Raw genomic sequence first — 12,636 nt, 5'->3', positions numbered from 1 at the left:
CCCTCAGTCCGGCAGTGTCGGCATCTCCAAACCGGGGTCGCGGCCGAGCAGCACACCGCGGGTGACGGCCAGGTTGCCGTAACGGCTGCGCACCCGGTCGACGGCGGCGTCGAGCGCGCCGGTGTCGGCCTGGGCGAACGGCAGCTCGAGCTGCTGGGCGCCGTCGCGGTCGATGTTGGACACCGCGAACCCGATCAGCGTCAACCCGCGCGCGGCGATCTCCGGCGCCGCGGCGGCGACGAGGTCGCGGGCGGCGGCGAGCACCGCATCGGTCGAGGCCGTGGTGCGCGGCATGGTGTGCGAGCGGGTGACGCGGCTGAAGTCGTCGAAGCGCAACCGCAGCACGACCGTGCGCCCGGTGCGGCCGGCGTTGCGCATGCGGCGGGTGATGCGGTCGACGAGGTTGACCACCACCGCGTCCACCTCCGCGGCGGACATGCTGTTGCCGCGGCGGCCGAGCGCCCGCTGCGCACCCACCGAACGGCGGCGCACCCCGGTCACCACCCGGCGGCGGTCGATGTTGTGCGACAACGCGTAGAGCTGATGCCCCATCGCGCCGCCGACCATCGCGGAGAGCGTCGACTCGCCGAGTTCGGCGACGTCGGCGACCGTCTCGATGCCGTGGGCCCGCAGCTTGGCGGCGGTCTTCTCGCCGACACCCCACAGCCGTCGGACCGGCAGCGGATGCAGGAAGGCGAGCTCCCGGTCCGGCGGGACGAGCAGCAGCCCGTCGGGTTTGCCCTCCTGGCTGGCCACCTTGGCCAGGAACTTCGTCCGGGCGATGCCGACCGTGATCGGCAGCCCGACCTCGTCGCGGACCCGGGCCCGCAGCCGTGCGCCGATCTGCACCGGGGTGCCCGACACCCGGCCCAGCCCGGACACGTCGAGGAACGCCTCGTCGACCGACAGCGGTTCGACCAGGGGAGTGGTGTCGCGGAAGACCTCGAAGACATCGGCGCTGGCCTGCGAGTAGGCCGCCATCCGCGGCGGGACGACGACGGCGTGCGGGCACAGGGCGCGGGCCTGATGGCCGCCCATCGCGGTGCGCACGCCGTAGGCCTTGGCCTCGTAGCTGGCGGCCAGCACCACGCCGGCGCCGACGATCACAGGCCGTCCGCGCAGCGCGGGATCGTCCCGCTGCTCGACCGAGGCGTAGAACGAGTCGAGGTCAGCGTGCAGGATGCTCGCTTGCGCGTGGTCGTGCGCCGACACGAACATATGTTCGCATGGCGGTCCGACGCGTCAGCGGCATTCCCCGTAGACGGCGCAGGTCCACACGTGCACCAGCGAGTCGAGGACCCGGTCGGCCGGGATACCGGGGGTCTCGGAGGCGAACGCGGCGAGCAGGGTGCGTTCGTTCATGAGGTTGAGTGCGGTGGCGAGGTCGTGGGCGGGCAGCGTCTCCGGGGCGGCGCCGCGCCGGCGTTCGGCCTCGATGGTCGCCGCGGTGAAGTCGATCCACTTCTGCATGAACGTCGCGAAGACCTCGCGGATGTCGGCGTTGTCCGAACCCGACGCCGCGACGGTGACGTGGCGGTGACCGCCGAAGGTGTCGAAGAAGACCTTGATGCCGGGCCGCCAGACGTTGTCCGGGGTGGCCGCGGCCGCGGCGGCCTCCAGTGCGGCGTCGGCCTCCCGGATCACCCGCTCCCACAGCGTCAGCAGCACGGCCTCTTTGGACCCGAAGTAGAAGTAGAACGTGGGCCGGGAGATGCCCGCCCCCTTGGCCAGGTCGTCGACCGAGATCTCGGCGAACGAGCGCTCTTCGAGCAGGCGTTCGGCGGTCGCCAGGATGGCCTGTTCGCGGTCGTCGCCCGACGGACGGGCCGATCGGCGGCCGCGCGCGGTGCGGGCCTGGCTGGCGGTGGTCACGGCGGTTACTTTACACCGCGTCGAATTTCTCAACACACTGTTGACGCTGTCGACAAGGTGTTGATAGCTTTACAGCATGACTGACTTTGTCGACGTCGTGATCATCGGAGCCGGGATCTCCGGCATCAGCGCCGCCTGGCATCTGCAGCGCCAGAATCCAGACAAGACTTACGCGATCCTCGAGCGTCGCGACACGCTCGGCGGAACCTGGGACCTGTTCAAGTACCCGGGCATCCGGTCGGACTCCGACATGTACACCCTCGGCTTCCACTTCAAGCCGTGGGCCACCGACCAGGGCATCGCCGACGGGCAGTCGATCTGGAACTACCTCAACGAGGCCGCCGTCGAGAACGGCATCGACAAGCACATCCGCTACGGCCACAAGGTCGTCGCCGCCAACTGGTCCGACGAGGACAACCAGTGGGAGCTCAGCATCGAGCGCGGCGGTGAGCGGATCCAGCTCAACGCCGGCTTCCTGTGGGCCTGCAGCGGCTACTACGACTACGACAAGGGGTACGCACCGGAGTTCCCCGGCGCCGAGGACTTCACCGGGACCATCGTGCACCCGCAGCACTGGCCGGAGGATCTCGACTACCAGGGCAAGAAGGTGGTCGTGATCGGTAGCGGCGCAACGGCGATCACGCTGATCCCCGCGCTCGTCGACACCGGCGCCGGGCACGTGACGATGCTGCAGCGCACCCCCACCTACATCGGTTCGCTGCCGGACAAGGACGGGTTCGCCGCGAAGGCCTACCAGCTGCTGCCCGAGAAACCGGCCTATGTCGCCGTGCGGTGGAAGGCGATCCTGCGCGCGATGACGCAGTACCAGCTGGCCCGCATGCTGCCGAACGTGTTCCGGAAAGCGTTGCGCACCATGGCCGAACGCCGCCTGCCGGAGGGTTACGACTACGACCGGCACTTCGCGCCGGACTACAAGCCGTGGGATCAGCGCGTGTGCCTGGCCCCCAACGGCGACCTGTTCAAGACCATCCGCAAGGGCAAGGCCGACGTCGTCACCGACGCGATCGAACGTTTCACCGCCGACGGCATCCAGCTGAAGTCGGGCGAGCGCCTCGAGGCCGACATCATCGTCACCGCAACGGGTTTGAACGTGCAGTTCTTCGGCGGCGCCGACGTGCTGCGCAACGGTGAGCCGGTCGACCTCGCCGACACCGTGGCCTACCGCGGCATGATGCTGTCGGGCATCCCGAACATGGCGTTCACGTTCGGCTACACCAACGCCTCGTGGACGCTGAAGGCCGACCTCACCTCCGAGTACGTCAGCCGCCTGCTGCGCTACATGGACAAGAAGGGTTACGACGCCGTCGAACCGCGCGAACCGGGAAGCGACGTCGAGCGGTTGCCGTTCGTCGACCTGACGTCGGGATACATCAAGCGGGCGCTCGACCAGCTGCCGAAGTCGGGCGGCAAGGCGCCGTGGCGGCTCAAGCAGAACTACCTCGTCGACCTGCGGGTGATCCGCAACGCCAAGCTCGACGACGGCGCGCTGCAGTTCAGCAAGCGCCATGCGCCCGAGGCGATCTCGGTCTGACGCTACGGGGAGACCACCACGATGCCGTCGTCGTCGCTGTAGGCGACGTCGCCGGGCGTGAACGTCACACCGCCGAACTCGACCGGGACATCCCGTTGTCCGTCACCGGTTTTCGTGCTCTTACGCGGATTGGTGCCCAGCGCCTTGATCCCGATGTCGAGGGTGCGCAGCGTCGACGCGTCGCGCACGGCGCCGTTGATGATCACGCCGCTCCAACCGTTGTCGCGGCCCAGCGCGGCGATCAGGTCGCCGACCAGCGCGGTGTGCAGTGAGCCGTCGCCGTCGATCACCAGCACGCCGCCGTCGCCGGGTTCGCCCAGCACGGACTTGAGCAGCGCGTTGTCCTGGAAGCAGCGCACGGTGGTGATCCGGCCGGCGAACTCGGTCCGGCCGCCGAACTGGCGGAGCTGCAGATCGCAACTGCGGACGTCGGGTCCGATGTCGTCGACGAGGTCGGCCGTGGCGCGGAATTCGATGGTCACCGGTCGATGCTAGCGACGACGACATCGTGCAGATACCGGGCCAGCCCCGCCTCGCGGTCGTCGTAGTACCGGGTGAAGCGCTCGTCGGCCAGGTACATCTGCACGAGGCACAGCTGCATCACGTCGTCGCAGTCGTAGAACCGCTCGATCGATGCGCGGTGGCGCCGCGCGAGGCGGTCGGCGGCCGGGCTGCCTGGCGCAACGCCGGCGCGTTTCGCCGCGGCCAGGTCGGCCAGCAGCGCCTCACCCTCGTCGCGCACGTCGATCCAGTCCTGCTTGGTCATCCCGGCCGCCCGCTGCTGTGACTGGCGCCAGGCGTCGGTGTCACCCCACTGCTGCCGCGCCTCGTCGGCGTACTCGTCGCTGTGCGCGGTGCTCCCGAAGATCTCGACCTGCTCCTGCGCGGTCAATTGGATGCCTTCGCGGCGTGCGTTCATCAGTTCCTCCACCGCCTTGATGCTGTGCCGGATGCGGTCGGCGTGCTCGTGCAGTACCTCGAGCTGGTGTTCGAGGCGGGCGAGGACGTCGGCCCGCGGATCGTCGAGCAGGGTGCGGATCTTCTCGAGCGGCAGCCCCGCAGACCGGTACACCAGCACGAGGTGCAGGCGTTCGACGTCGGCGTCGGTGTATCGGCGGTAACCGGCCGCGGTGCGGGTGCTCGGCACCACCAACCCGATGTGGTCGTAGTGGTGCAGCGTGCGCACCGAGACACCGGTGAGCGCGGCGACCGTCCCGACGGTGGCGGCTGTGTCCTCCATGACGCCGACTATCGCCCCTGACGTGGCGTCAGAGTCAAGAGGAAATCAGCGGCGGCGGGCGACGAGTACGGCGAGCAGGACGAGCAGCGCCGCGGCGGCCGCCGCGGCGATCGGCAGCCGGTTGGCGGCGGCGGCGTCGACCGGCACCGGAGCGGGTCCCGAGACCGGGTTGTCCGCGGTCGCGACCGCGGCCTTGGCCTGGGCGGCGGCCTCCTCGGCCGCGCGGACCAGGTCAGCGGGCGGCGGAGGGGTCTGCTTCGGCGGGGCGGTCTTCTTCGCGGGCGCCTTGTTGGCGGCCTTGGCGGGAGTCTTCTTCGCCGGAGCCTTCTTGGCGGCCTTCTTCGCCGGGGCTTTCTTCGCCGCCTTGGCCGGCGGGGCCTTCTTCGCGGGGACCTTCTGCGCGGGGGGCGTCTCGGCCGGGGTGGCGGGCTGCTCGTCGGACCCGTCCTGGCGGTCTGCCATCAACAACTGCTCCTTTTCGGGTTCGGCGACCCGTCCATCATGCCAGGTGGCTGCGGCGGCTCACCCGGTGACGGCCAGCGCCGCCGCGAGCGTCAACGCGACCGCCATCCCCGCCAGTTCCCACTGCGACCTCGTCCGTGACAGCCCGGCGCCCGCGCGGTGGGCCCGCGCCGCGGGCAGCCACCGGCTGCGGTGGTGATAGGCCAGGCCCGCCAGCGCGACGGTCACCAGCAGTTTCGCGGTGAGGATGCGGCCGTAACCGGTGGTCAGCAGGGCGGCGGGGGAGCTGACGGTGACCACCGCGCCGACCGCGCCGGCCAGCGCCAGCGCGCCGACACACCACAGCGCCAGCACCGAGAACCGCGGCAGCACCCGCGCCCACTGGCCGCGGTGCGACACCGTCACCAGCAGACCGAGCAACGCCCCGCACCACAGCCCCGCGGCCACGGCGTGGACCGCGACGGCCACCCCGCCGACCGGATCCTCGGCCAGGTGCCCGACCAGCGTCCTGGCCGCCAGCCCCGCAGCGGCCGTCCCGGTGGCGGCCAGCGCGACCGGCGTGGTGCGCGGCCCGGCGAGCGCCAGCACGCAGACCGCGGCAGCCGCGACCGCACTGAGCGCCGCCGAGCGGCCGACGCCTGTGAGGAGCAAAAAGTCGAGATACGTCCGCACGCCGAGGGTGGGCACACCGACCGCGGCGGCCTGCGCGCCCGTCACCACCGACCGCACCAGCTCGGCGAGCAGCCACACCGCGGCGCCCACGGTCAGCGGCATCCCCGCGGACCGGAGCAGCACAGCGCGGTGTCGGCCGGTGTCGAGTAGTGGCACCACCGCGAGCCCGAGGACGACGACGGCCGCACAGTCTGCGACCGCGCGGGCCGACGTCAGGCCGAGCGCGTTCTGCGGCTGTCCCAGTGCGTACGCCGCCATCGACGTCGCGGCGACGACGGCGACACCGCCGAGCACCGCCCGCGGGGTCACGTCCGGCGACGCGCCGCCCACCAGGCGCCCGCCCCGACGATCACACAGGCGCCGACGATGAAGGGCCACACCGGCATGTCGTCGCCGGGCTGCGGCGGCGGCGCGAGCGGCGCGGCCGACGGCCCCGGCGTGCCGGTACCGCTCACGGTCAGCTCGAACGACCACGAGCCGGTGACCACGTGGCCGTCCGCCGACGTCGCGCGGTAGTTGACCGTGTACCGGCCCGTCGGGCCCAGGGGGCGCAGGTCCACAGATACGACCGTGTCCTGCACACGTGCCCCACCCGTCGACCACAGATTGCCGTCCGGGCCGACGACGGTCATCGCGGCGAATGCCGACTGCATCGTCTCGTTGAACGTCGCGCTGACCTGACCGGGCGCCGCGGCGAGTGTCGCCCCGTCGGCGGGATCGGTGCTGACGACCGCCGCGTGCGCCGAGGCGGTCTGCGCGCCGGTCAGGGCGAGGGCGACCAGCGCCAGCGCCGTGAGGGCAGCCGCGACCAATCGGGAAAACCGTTGCATGCGAGAAACTTTCGGTGCGTCAGGCGACGCCGAGGCGGGCCATCAGGTCGGCGTCGATGCCGTCGAGCTGTTCGGCGATCGCGGCGTGGGCCGCGCGCCTGCGCGTGGTCGGCATGTTCTCCGCGGCGGTGACGGCCGCGGAGAGGTCGCTGAGCCGTTCGGTGATCGCGGCGACGAACTGTTTGGTCTCGGCGTCCTTGGGTTTCTTCTGTGCGACGAGCCGCACCGACTGTTCGGCGCCCGCGATGCGCGCCGACAACTCGGCGCCGTGCCCGGAGAACTGCCCGAGCTGGCTCAGCGGGACGCCGAGGCGGTCGGCGCGGCGTTCGTCGGCGTAGCCGCGCGCCGCGATCGACGCCCGGTACACCAGCGGCACCGCGACCGGGGCGAGCAGTCGGGCGACCGTGAGCACGCGCCGGATGCGGCCGGGGGCGAACAGCTTGCCCTCTTTTGCCGCCTTGAGTTGCGTTTCAGCAACCTTCAGCGCGGTGCGGTCGCTGTCGCGCTGGGCGCGCAGGGCGGCCTTGAGCGCCCGCGTCTCGGCCTTCTGTGCGGACTTGTAGCGACGGGCCTCGTTCTTGGCCGAGAGCCTGGCTTCCAGCTTCGCCTTGGCCTTGATCGCACGGGCCTCGGCTCGGCGGGTAGCGCGGCTTTTGCGTCGCTTGAACAAACCCATACCCCGCTACCCTCCGGTCTGTGGTCGCGCAGCCGCTACGCGTGGCCGCATCGGTGCACTCCAACCCTAGCGGGCGGAGGCGCCGCGGCGACGCCCGCGCCCCGCGACGGTCGACCGATTCATCTCACTAGCAAACGCGCGCCCGGTTTTGTGCGAGAATCGTCACATCTGGCTGGGGCACGCCATCCGGATGCGGTTCGAGGGGCGGTGACAGGTGGGATCGCGGGTACGCGTCGCCGCGTCGGCCTGCCTGGTGGCGGTCGGCCTGTCCCTCATGGGTCTGGGCAGTGCGTTGGCGCTCGCAGGCACCGACGACACCGATCCGACGGCCGGCAGCGCCGATCCGCCCGCCACTCGCGAGCACTCCGCCACCGCCACGAAGACCTCCCGCACCAAACCGGTCGAGGAATCCGGCGACCAGGACCCGCCGACCGAGAAGACCGAGGAGACCGAGAAGGAGACGGACGAGGAGGACGAGGAGGACGAGGAGTCGTTCACCGAACCCACGACCGAGCCGACCACGGAGGCCCCCACTTCGGAGCTGACGCCCACCACCGACACGACGAGTCCCACGACCAGCAGCAAGACGACCACGACCACCACCGAGACGACGACCCCGTCGTTGGGCGCGCCGCCGGCCAATGACAGCGACCACGACGCTCCCGAGGTCTTGCCGCCCAAACTCGACGAACCCGGCCCCATCGCCCCGAGCGTCGTCGACGCGGCACCCGGACTACCCGTGGTGGCACCGATGGCGCCGATCGCCGTCCCGGTGATCGCGGTGCCGCCGATCCCGGTGCCCGCCGCCGCGGGTCTGGGATCGGCCGCCGGCGCCTCCGCTCGCGGACCCGCACCCGGCGGCGCAGCGCCGGAAGCACCGCCCCGCCGCGGGCCCGCGCAACGTCCGACTCAGCGCCGACCCGAACCACCACCCGTTCGCAGCGGTGACCCCGCGGCGGTCCCGGCCGGCTTCCGGACCGGGTACGGCGAATACCTGCGCACCGCGGGTGTCGGCCAGATCGCGGCGGTGGCCGTACCGGGCACCGCGGGCATCCTCGCGTTGACCGGGCTCGGCGGGCTCGCGGGATACCGGCAGGCCAGGGCGGGCCGGGCCCTGCGCACCGAGACCATCGCACGCTTCATGAACTGACGTCCGCACGTCGGAAAGGGGGACACATGCCAACGACCCGCGCGGTCACACGCGCCGTCACCTCGGTACTGGATCTCGCGCCGCGGCGCGGCGAGGTCTCGCTGTCCAGTCTGGTGCAGGCGGTCAGCGCCGAACGCGGCAGACCGATCGAGATCAAGACCGCTCACCTACCGCCCGGCGTCTGCGGCCAGTGGCGCCAGTACGCCGACCACGACGAGTTCCTGATCCAGCAGGGGCTACCCGCCTGGGACCGCACCCTCGCCCACGAGCTGGGTCACCTGGTGCTGGGCCATGAGGGCATCCCGGTGGTCCAGGCGGCCCGGCAGAACACCGAGGTCGCCAGCGCAGAACTGATCGGCTACATGCTCAACCAGCGGACCGGTTGCATGGGGCCCAGCGGGGAGGACGCCGAACAGGAGGCCGAGGACTTCGCGGCCCTGCTGCTCTACCGTCTCGGCCGGCTGCCGTGTGACCGTTCCTCGATCCTGCAGATCCGTCTCGGGGAGGCCTTCGGTTGATCGTCTGGGGGATCGCCGGACTCCTCGGCCTGGCCACCGGTCTGCGGATCGGCTGGGCGCTGGTGAACAAGCAGTCGCTGGTGAGCACCGCGATGATCCTGGCGCTGGGCAACCTCGCGGCCGTCGCGGCGCTGAACTGGCAGCCGTTGACGCTGCTGGTGAACACGGTGGTGCGGTGGCCCAACATCGCGATGGCGCTCAGCCAGGTCGCGCTCATCGGGTGCGCGGCGGGCAGTTGCGTGATGATCACGACCGTCGCGTCGGCACGCACTTCGGCGGTGACCCGCAACATCGCCGTCGCGCAGTATGCGCTCGCCGGTGTCGTTGCCGCGCTGAGCCTCGTGCTGTTCTTCGCCGACGGCAGGCAGCCCGAGATGGCGCCGGAGGAGTACCTGCGCCGCAATCTCGGCTCGGCCGGCGCCTCGTGGCTGCTGCCGCTGCTCTACGTGGCGCTGGCGCTGATGCTGGTGATGTGGTCGGGGCTGCGCCACTCCAGCGGCACCAGGCGCGGCCGGGCGCTGTTCGTGTTCACTCTGGGCATCACGCTGATCGTCGTGGTCGCGGTCCTGTTTTTGCTCCGCGCGATCGGCGTCGTCGACGCGATCGGGGTCGGGACCGGCGCCACGCTGATCGGGTGCGCGATGGTCACGGTGGCGGTCGGGGCGCTGCTGCCGAGCATCGAGGACTGGTTCGGGGCGCGGCGCGAACTGCGGATCATCGCCCCGCTGCTCGCCGAACTCGGCCGCCGCCAGCCCGACGTCGGGATCGGCGTCCGACCGCACGGTCCGCTGGTGTTCCGCGTGGCCGAACGGATGTCGTTGATCTCCGATGCGCTGTTCCTCGAGGCGACCGCGGGCGGACAGTCGGCGGGTGAGGACCCGCCGCCGGACGTGAGCCCGACCGACCAGGCACGGGCCATCGCGACCTGGATCCACCAGGGCTCGGACTTTCCCGGGTACCGGTGGTTACGTCAACCGGAGCAGTACTCGGATCGGGAGTGGATACTGGCGATCGCCCGGGAGTACCGCGCGCTCGATCGAGGGGTCGTGAGCACCGCTCGCTGACCCGTTCGCTCTAAGCAAACACCTCTGCCTTCGCCACCCGCCGCCGCAGCGGGTGATCAGTCGTCCAGGTGTTCCTTGCGGCGCAGTTCATCGACCTTGGCGACGATGTCCTGCTGGGCCTCCGGGGACAACCCGACCGTGCGGGCGGCGATGCGGCGGACGCCTTCGTCGCGCATGTTGGCCAGCCACGTCAGCTCCTTGTCGAGCTTTTCGTAGTACTCGTCGTCGGTGAAGTAGGCCGGCTTGATTCGGAAGAAGTTGGCCAACGCGGCCATGGTCGCCTGCGAGGGATTGGTGCGGTTGCCGGAGCGCAGCTGGGACAGGTACGGCGCCGACATCGTGATGCCCTCGGACTTGAGAGCCCCGATGACCTCCGCGGACGTGTGCGGGCCTCGGCCGGGCGGATAAACCGTGTCGAACAGGCGGTTCAGCCGGGCGGCGAACGTCTTGCTCATCGAAATGACCTCCACTGGGGGACGAGCGGGCTAAAGAAGCGGCGTATTTGCTGACCATCGTAGCGAGAGTTATGCCCCCAACCAAGTGCAAACCGCGGGAATGTTCGTGTCGGCTCGCTCACTTGGTTATTGAAACGACGCCGAACAGCGGTTATGTGCTCTCGGGGGGCCTCGCAACAATGGTCGGAGGCAAATAATAACGGTTCCGTAGCATACCCTGTGCTGGGCCCCCTCTCAGGTGGCTCCCAGCAATCGAACGGGTCGTTGGGGGCGCAATCGAGGGGCGCAGTGTGACGAAATCGTGCGTTTGCCCGTGTTGCTCAACGGTTATGCGACGCGCCCAGAATGCCCGCAGAACCGGGATAAGACGGGCGGTTCGCGGTGGTGGGGACGTTGCCGGCGGCGGCTCAGGCCGCTTCGGACGACGATTCGCGCGAAGGTTGGGATGCCGACGGCGTCCGGCGGGCCCGTACCGTCCGCAGGACGGCGACGATCAGGACGGCGGCGGCCGTCGTACCGGTCACGGCCAGCGCCACCAGCCGCCAGCCGAGGGCGGCGTCGAACAGCATCCAGAGTCCGAACAGCAGGAACAGCACGCTGGCCATCGCGTGCAGGAAGCCCTCCGGCAGTTTCCTGTGCAACATTGCCCCGACGATGATGGCAACGCCGTCGGCCAGCACCATGCCGATCGTCGCGCCGATCCAGACGCCGATCGCGTCGCGGTCGCTGGCCAGCGCGACCGTGGCCAGCATGGTCTTGTCGCCGAGTTCGGCCAGCACGAATGAGGAAATGATCGCGGGGATGACGAACCGCGGTTCGGCGACCCGGACGGCCTCGTCGTGGTCGGCGTTGCGGCCCTCCCGCCACGTCCACACGGCGAAGAGCAGAAAGGCGACGGCCGCGGCGTACGCGATGGGCTTCTCGGGCAGCGTGACACCGAGGAAGTGGCCGATCGCGACGGACAGGCCGTGCACGAGCATCGCCGCGACACCGACACCCGAGAGCACCACCCACCACCGGTGGCGAAGCGCGTAGGTCATCGTGATGAGCTGGGATTTGTCACCGAGTTCGGCGACGAACACGACTGCGAGGCTGACCAGGACGGCGCCGAGCATCTTCGCACACCTTTCGACACGTCGCCGCGGCGTCGCTGGGACACCACAGCGTCTGAGTCGAAGGTCTCGCCCACCGAGGGTGCGGTTCGCCGGCCGGGCCCGCAGGCCAGTATGTCGACACGACGATTCGGGGCTACTCCCCTTCGCTGACGACATCGACCATAGCCGCGCGTTTCGGCGTATGCCAGCGCCGCAGGCGATTTCGGGAAGCCGTATTCTCCCGTTCGGGTAGCGGTGTTCGCGGCTTTCCGGGACCCGTCAGGCGGCGAGCAGCATGGCCAGCACCGCGGTGTCCGGGTGGCTGATGGGGTCGACGCCGACGCGGCTGACCATCGAGGTGACGGTGCCGTCCGATTCGGCCTCCACCCATGCCGCCCGGTGTTCGAGACCGAGGTGCGGCAGACCCGGCAGCAGCACGCATCCGGATGCCGCGCCGCTGCACTCGGGCAGCGACGGTGTGGTCTCCGACGGCGGGTGCAGCATCAGCAGGGCGGGCGGTTGACGCTCGGCGAAGTAGCCGGGCGGGACCGCGGCGTCGCCCATGACCGTGCCCTCGGCGAGCACCAGGCCGACGGTGCCCGGTTCGGGTTCGTCGGGCAGCTCTTCGCGCACCCCGAAAATCGTTGTGGTGGAGAGCAATCCGGGCAGCGAGGCGACGCGGACGGTGGCCATCAGCAGCTGGGCCCACTCCTTGGTGGAGTCCGGCCAGCGTCCCGACACGACGAAGCCCTTGAGTGAACCGCCGGAATGAAAGGGCGCGATTTCGATCGCCCGACCGGACCCTGCCTCCATAGCGCCTCCGAGACATCGGTATTCATCAACCGACACACCTGTGGGTCGTGCAGGAAAGCATGCGGTAGCACCGCGCTGGCACGCAAGACCGCACGAGTGCTAACGCGTGGTGAACGGTCGCAGAACGCAGACGGGGCGCCCCGCGAAAGAGCGCCCGGGCCCCGGTTGGAAAGGGGATTGCGCAAACCCCCGAGATAGCCCAGGGCCGACGGGGGGGGGGAGGCCAACCGGTTAGGAA

General features: G+C 70.3%; 15 protein-coding genes. 4 read left to right on the top strand and 11 right to left on the bottom strand.

Features of this window, described 5'->3' with window-relative positions:
- Positions 1–3: 3 nt before the first annotated feature.
- Positions 4–1,218: a DNA polymerase IV gene (dinB, locus tag AU194_RS17085; RefSeq protein ID WP_059090439.1), complete on the bottom strand. Its 1,215-nt coding sequence runs from the start codon at positions 1,216–1,218 to the stop codon at positions 4–6.
- A gap of 24 nt (positions 1,219–1,242) precedes the next feature.
- Positions 1,243–1,872, bottom strand: a complete 630-nt coding sequence (locus tag AU194_RS17080; RefSeq protein ID WP_059090438.1) for a TetR/AcrR family transcriptional regulator — start codon at positions 1,870–1,872, stop codon at positions 1,243–1,245.
- 76 nt (positions 1,873–1,948) lie between these two features.
- Here AU194_RS17080 and AU194_RS17075 point away from each other — a divergent pair, with 76 nt between their 5' ends.
- Positions 1,949–3,424: an NAD(P)/FAD-dependent oxidoreductase gene (locus AU194_RS17075; RefSeq protein ID WP_059090437.1), complete on the top strand. Its 1,476-nt coding sequence runs from the start codon at positions 1,949–1,951 to the stop codon at positions 3,422–3,424.
- Positions 3,425–3,426: 2 nt separating this feature from the next.
- On the opposite strand, the gene rraA is transcribed toward AU194_RS17075, so the two are convergent.
- From rraA to AU194_RS17045, 6 genes are read right to left on the bottom strand one after another with little or no spacing between them, the layout of a single operon-like run.
- A complete protein-coding gene (gene rraA, locus AU194_RS17070; protein WP_059090436.1) occupies positions 3,427–3,906 on the bottom strand; it encodes a ribonuclease E activity regulator RraA in 480 nt (159 codons plus the stop codon).
- Positions 3,903–4,664 carry a MerR family transcriptional regulator gene (locus AU194_RS17065; RefSeq protein ID WP_059090435.1) on the bottom strand — a complete coding sequence of 254 codons (762 nt, stop codon included), beginning with the start codon at positions 4,662–4,664 and terminating at the stop codon, positions 3,903–3,905. Before AU194_RS17065 ends, rraA begins: the two co-directional genes overlap by 4 nt.
- A 45-nt stretch (positions 4,665–4,709) precedes the next feature.
- Entirely contained in the window at positions 4,710–5,126 is a 417-nt protein-coding gene (locus AU194_RS17060; RefSeq protein ID WP_059090434.1) for a hypothetical protein, read from the bottom strand.
- Between the two features lie 60 nt (positions 5,127–5,186).
- The gene (locus AU194_RS17055) at positions 5,187–6,128 is read right to left on the bottom strand and encodes a CopD family protein (protein WP_059090433.1); all 942 of its coding nucleotides are present in this window, start codon (positions 6,126–6,128) and stop codon (positions 5,187–5,189) included.
- Positions 6,104–6,628: a copper resistance CopC family protein gene (locus AU194_RS17050; RefSeq protein WP_059090432.1), complete on the bottom strand. Its 525-nt coding sequence runs from the start codon at positions 6,626–6,628 to the stop codon at positions 6,104–6,106. The genes AU194_RS17055 and AU194_RS17050 overlap by 25 nt, the downstream gene beginning before the upstream one ends.
- A 19-nt stretch (positions 6,629–6,647) precedes the next feature.
- Positions 6,648–7,304: a DUF6474 family protein gene (locus AU194_RS17045; protein WP_059090431.1), complete on the bottom strand. Its 657-nt coding sequence runs from the start codon at positions 7,302–7,304 to the stop codon at positions 6,648–6,650.
- 214 nt (positions 7,305–7,518) lie between these two features.
- Here AU194_RS17045 and AU194_RS17040 point away from each other — a divergent pair, with 214 nt between their 5' ends.
- Genes AU194_RS17040 through AU194_RS17030 form a run of 3 tightly spaced genes read left to right on the top strand, consistent with a single transcriptional unit; the run spans position 7,519 to position 10,036 of the window.
- Positions 7,519–8,454, top strand: coding sequence for a hypothetical protein (locus AU194_RS17040; RefSeq protein WP_059090430.1), 936 nt, complete (start codon positions 7,519–7,521; stop codon positions 8,452–8,454).
- 26 nt (positions 8,455–8,480) lie between these two features.
- Positions 8,481–8,972: an ImmA/IrrE family metallo-endopeptidase gene (locus AU194_RS17035; protein WP_059090429.1), complete on the top strand. Its 492-nt coding sequence runs from the start codon at positions 8,481–8,483 to the stop codon at positions 8,970–8,972.
- The gene (locus AU194_RS17030) at positions 8,969–10,036 is read left to right on the top strand and encodes a hypothetical protein (protein WP_059090428.1); all 1,068 of its coding nucleotides are present in this window, start codon (positions 8,969–8,971) and stop codon (positions 10,034–10,036) included. The genes AU194_RS17035 and AU194_RS17030 overlap by 4 nt, the downstream gene beginning before the upstream one ends.
- A 56-nt stretch (positions 10,037–10,092) precedes the next feature.
- Here the strand turns inward: AU194_RS17030 and AU194_RS17025 are convergent, their stop codons facing one another.
- The 3 genes from AU194_RS17025 to AU194_RS17015 form a co-directional block, all read right to left on the bottom strand.
- Entirely contained in the window at positions 10,093–10,491 is a 399-nt protein-coding gene (locus tag AU194_RS17025; RefSeq protein ID WP_059090497.1) for a secretion protein EspR, read from the bottom strand.
- A 407-nt stretch (positions 10,492–10,898) separates the two neighbouring features.
- Positions 10,899–11,606, bottom strand: a complete 708-nt coding sequence (locus AU194_RS17020) for a TMEM165/GDT1 family protein (protein WP_059090427.1) — start codon at positions 11,604–11,606, stop codon at positions 10,899–10,901.
- Positions 11,607–11,864: 258 nt separating this feature from the next.
- Positions 11,865–12,398 carry a hypothetical protein gene (locus AU194_RS17015; RefSeq protein ID WP_059090426.1) on the bottom strand — a complete coding sequence of 178 codons (534 nt, stop codon included), beginning with the start codon at positions 12,396–12,398 and terminating at the stop codon, positions 11,865–11,867.
- Positions 12,399–12,636: the final 238 nt, after the last annotated feature.

It is taken from the genome of Mycobacterium sp. GA-2829, assembly GCF_001499965.1.
Lineage (GTDB): Bacteria > Actinomycetota > Actinomycetes > Mycobacteriales > Mycobacteriaceae > Mycobacterium.
The sequence above is the reverse complement of the archived record's forward strand: the minus strand, read 5'-3'. Positions and strand labels throughout refer to the sequence as shown.